3 protein-coding genes are annotated in these 4,442 nt (G+C 74.4%); 2 read left to right on the top strand and 1 reads right to left on the bottom strand.

Annotated elements, in window-relative coordinates; translation table 11 throughout:
* The first annotated feature begins 127 nt into the window (after positions 1-127).
* Entirely contained in the window at positions 128-1,123 is a 996-nt protein-coding gene (locus HMPREF3099_RS12630) for a hypothetical protein (RefSeq protein ID WP_070703309.1), read from the top strand.
* 1 nt (position 1,124) lies between these two features.
* Here the strand turns inward: HMPREF3099_RS12630 and HMPREF3099_RS00765 are convergent, their stop codons facing one another.
* On the bottom strand, positions 1,125-2,336 hold the full coding sequence (locus HMPREF3099_RS00765; protein WP_070703308.1) for an MFS transporter: 1,212 nt from the start codon (positions 2,334-2,336) through the stop codon (positions 1,125-1,127).
* A gap of 620 nt (positions 2,337-2,956) precedes the next feature.
* Here HMPREF3099_RS00765 and HMPREF3099_RS00760 point away from each other — a divergent pair.
* Positions 2,957-4,381 (top strand): HNH endonuclease signature motif containing protein, encoded by a 1,425-nt coding sequence (locus tag HMPREF3099_RS00760; protein WP_070703307.1) that lies wholly within the window; start codon positions 2,957-2,959, stop codon positions 4,379-4,381.
* Positions 4,382-4,442 lie beyond the last annotated feature (61 nt).

Here is a 4,442-nt window from a genome sequence, read left to right as displayed (position 1 = left end):
GGGCCAGGAGATCGCCGCCCGCGCCGGGGTGCCGCTGGAGGGCTGACTCAGCCGCGCCCCTCCCGTTGTCCACAGGGTACGCCGGCACGCCAGCGGGGCTCCTGCCACCCCTGCCACGCTGCCGGGCATGAACCGCACCGTCGCGCTCACCGTCATCGCCGCCACCACGGCCCTGCTCTCCGCGGGCTGCTCCGCCGCGGACTCCGCTGAGCCGTCCGCGCCGGCGGAGGAGTCCACCAGCCAGAGTCCCTCGCCCCAGGAAGCCCGCCCCATGGAGGGCGAGGTCGTCTGGGCGTCCCCGGAGCTGGTGGTCACCCGGGTCGCAGGACCGAAGGACGCCGAGCTGACCGGTTACTCCCCGGACGGGGAACGCCTGTGGAGCCGCAGCCGGTTCGAGCGCATCGGCAGCGGCGTGTGGTTCTGGGAGGCCGATGGGGTGCTCGCCGTCCGTGACGCCTACCTGGACGACGGGACCCGCACCACCCTCGCCCTGCTGGACCCCCGCACCGGCGAGGTGGTGGCCGCCGACAGCGCGGAGGGAGACACCGGTGACCTGCCGAGCGCCGAGGAGCGCCTGACGAAGCGCACCCGGGACTGGGCCACCACCCAGGACGCCGTCAGGGCAGCCCACGGCGGGCCCCGCGTGTTCGTGGACGCCGACACGCTCTCGCACCCCGTGGCCGTGGTCCACGCGCTCGACTGGGTGAAGGCCACCAACATGCAGACCGGCGAGGAGACCGCCATCGCGTGCGAGGACGGCTCCACCGTGCTGCCCACCGCGGTCACCTGGCTCCGGGCGGACGGCGCCTACGCGCAGCTGGACGAGCGCATCGTGCTGGACACGCGGTCCATGGAGGTCTCCTGCTTCGGCGCAGAGGAGGACGAGGACCTCCTGGTGGAGGACGTCTCTGCCGAGGGGCACGTGCTCCAGCGCGACGACATGGACGTGCTCCAGCGGGGCGGGAAGCTCTCCGTGGTGACCCTGCAGGGCGGTGTCGTGTGGACCGCCCCCGAGGCCCTCGGCACGGTCATCGGGGCCCGGTTCGTGGACGAGGACACCCTCGCGGTGAGCGAGCGCGAGGGACAGAACGTGACCACGCACGTGGTGGAGCTGGAGGGCTGACCTACCCCCGCGGCACGGCCACGGCCACCCACACCCCGGCCCCCACGGCCAGCCCCACCACCACGCCCACCAGGCCACCCCACCCGGCACCACCCCAGGCGAACCCGCCGGCGTACCCCACCACCGAGCTGCCCACGTAGTACGCCAGCGTGTACAGCGACGTGCTCTGCGCCCGCCCGCGCACGGCCAGCACGCCGGTCCACCCCGAGGCCACCGAGTGCGCCGCGAAGAACCCCGTGGTGAACACCACCAGCCCGGCCACCACCACCGGCAGCCAGGACGCCAAGGTCACCAGCGCCCCGGCCACCATCAGGCCCACCGACCCGAGCAGCACCGGCAGACGGCCGTGGCGCCCCGCCATCGACCCGGCCACCCGCGCCGACAGGGTGCCCGAGAGGTAGGCCAGGAACAGCAGGCTCACCGCCCCCACCGAGAGGTGCCACGGCGGTCCCTCCAGCCGGAAACCCAGGTAGTTGTACATGGCCACGAAGCCGCCCATGAGCAGGAAGGCCGTCGCGTAGAGGGCCAGCAGCGCGGGGCGGCGCAGGTGGGCGGCGCAGGTGCGCGCCACCGATGCCGGGGACGACGTCTGCCGTTGGAAACCCCGCGGCGCCGGCGGCAGCAGGAACGACGCGGTGGTGGCCACGGCGGCCAGCACTGCCACGGCACCGATGCCGGCGCGCCACCCCATCGCGTCACCCACCGGTGCGGCCACCAGGCGTCCCAGCAGCCCACCGATGCTGGTGCCCGCCACGTACGTGCCGGCGGCCACGGCCGTGACACGGGCGTCCACCTCCTCGCCCAGATAGGCCACGGCCAGCGCCGCCACCCCGCCCAGCGCGGCCCCCTCGGCCACGCGGAGGGCCAGCATCAGCTCGAACCAGGGGCACCACGGCACCGCCAGGCCCAGCACGGTGCCGGCCACCAGCGCGATGCGGATGGCGCGCAGACGGCCGATGCGGTCGGCCACGAGCGACCACGGCAGCACCGCGAGCGCCAGGCCGAGCGTGGCCGCGGAGACGGTGAGCGCGGCCTGCGAGGCGGGCACGCCCAGGTCGGCAGCCAGCAGCGGGAGCACGCCCTGGGGCGAGTACAGCTGCGCGAAGCACGCGATGCCCGCGGCGAACAGGGCGGCCTGGATGCGGCGGTAGCCCGGGGTCCCCTTGGCGTGGCCCGACCAGCGGTCGGCGGCGGAGGCGGTGGGGGTGGGCACGGCATCGAGGGTAGGCGGGGCGGGTGGCAGGCCGAGGGGGCGCCCCGGGCACCGTCTTCGACCACTTCTCGCCGTCGTACTTCGTGTACTGGGCCAGGAAGAGCGACTCCTCGCCCTGGGTGGGCACGTCGCGGGCCGTGGTCTGCAGCTCCAGGGTCAGTGCGGCATCGGTCACGGTGACCCCCTGACCGGTGGGCTCGTGCGACCAGTACTCGCGCGCGTCGATGGTGCCGATGCGCACGGCCAGCTGGTGGCCCTTCGCGAGCGTCCACTCGACGTCCCGCAGGTCCACGGCGTGCCGGCCACCGTCCGCGGCCAGGCCACGGCCACGGCCTGGGCGAGGCGGGTGGGTGTTCATCCACATGTTCTACATAGGGGTTGTCCTTGTTGAGATGTGTGTACTAGTATTGCTGGTGACGGAGGGGACGACCGACGACACCGGGAGGGGGTGCGAGATGGCCGCCGTCACGCACGATGCAGCGCCACCGGCACCACCGCCCCCGGCGGGTCCGGTCAGCACCGGCCCGCCGGATGGCGCAACTCCGGGGAGCGGGGCACTGGGCCGGGCCCACGACGCGGTAGCACGCGCTCACGAGGCGGCGGACGCGCTGATCCGGGCCGTGGCCTCGCTCGGCGAGGCGGCCTCCACGCTCGGCCCCCAAGAGCTCGAGTGGCTGGTGGAGCAGACGCAGGCCCTGGCCAACCGGCACGACCGCGTGCGCTCCCGCGCGCTCGACGTGGTGCGACGGACCCGGGAGGCGGGTCGCGCCGGCCACGACGACGACGCGCAGTTCACCGCCGGACGCACCCGCACGGACCGACGGTCGGCCTCCGAGGACGAGCGACTCGCCCGCGCCCTGGGCAACCACGCGCCCGCCGAGCCCGAGGACGTCGACACGGGTGAGCCGAACGGGCCGGGCAGCGCGGGCAGCGGCGACCGTGGCGAAGGGGCCGGACGGCGCCAGTCCCCCACTGCCGACGCCTGGGACGCGGGCCGCATCACGCGCCAGCAGGCGCGCATCATCACCAGCGCGCTGGAGGACCTGCCCGAGGACGTGACGCCCGAGGAGCGGCTCCGGATCGAGACGAGGCTGGTGCGCAAGGCGCAACGGATGTCACCGGGCCAACTGCGGCGTGAGGCCCGGCGCTGCCTGCAGGAGCTGGACCGAACCGCTGCCGAGGTGGACGCCCACCACGACGCGCTGGTGCGCTCGGAGGAGGAGGCCGCATGGGAGGCCGCGAGCTTCTGGATGGTCGACCGCGGGGACGGCACGAGCTACGGCCAGTTCGTGCTGCCGACGCTGCAGGCGCGCATGCTCGGCAAGGCCCTGCAGGCCGCCACCGCGCCGCGACGACTGGCCCACAAGCAGCGCCAGCAGTCGGCACCCCGGGGCGCGGCGGACGACGCCGGCACGGGCCCCCTCCAGGGCGTGCCCGGACTCCCCGAGCCGGCCGGCGACGAGCTCACGGGCACAGCCTGGAGGGACCAGCAGATCGACTGGTCTCATGAGCGGGGCAAGGCGTTCGCCGAGCTGATCGACCACCTGCCGACCGACCACCTGGGCTCCAAGATCAACGCGGTCCTCCTGGTGACCACCGACCTCGAGACCCTGCGAGGCGAGACCGATCGGACCGGCATCACCGACACCGGAGACGACGTCTCGGCCGGGCAGGTGCGGCGGCTCGCGAGCAATGCCGGGATCATCCCGGTGGTCATGGGCGGCGAGTCGCTGCCTCTCGACCTGGGGCGCCAGTCCCGCTCCTTCACCGACGGCCAGCGGGCAGCGTTGGCCACGCGGTACCGCGAGTGCGCCGCGGAGGACTGCGATCGACCGTTCTCCTGGTGCGAGATCCATCATGACCAGCCGTGGGCACCAGTGCGGGGGCCGGGCGGCGAGGTACTCGACCCCGGCGGCGGGGCGACCGACCTGACCAACGGGATCCCGCTCTGCGGGCGACACCACCGACGACTCAGTGACCCGACCGTGCGCCACGTGGTGCACCGGGCACCCGACGGCACTGCCGTGGTGGGGTTCCGACCATGAGGGCACCCATCCGCCCGCGCCACACGCCCGCTGGGGCCGTGGGGCCGTGGGGCCGTGGGGC

Origin of the sequence: Kytococcus sp. HMSC28H12 (assembly GCF_001816045.1) — a bacterium.
Taxonomy (GTDB): Bacteria; Actinomycetota; Actinomycetes; order Actinomycetales; family Dermatophilaceae; genus Kytococcus; species Kytococcus schroeteri.
This window is presented reverse-complemented; position numbering and strand designations above follow the sequence as displayed.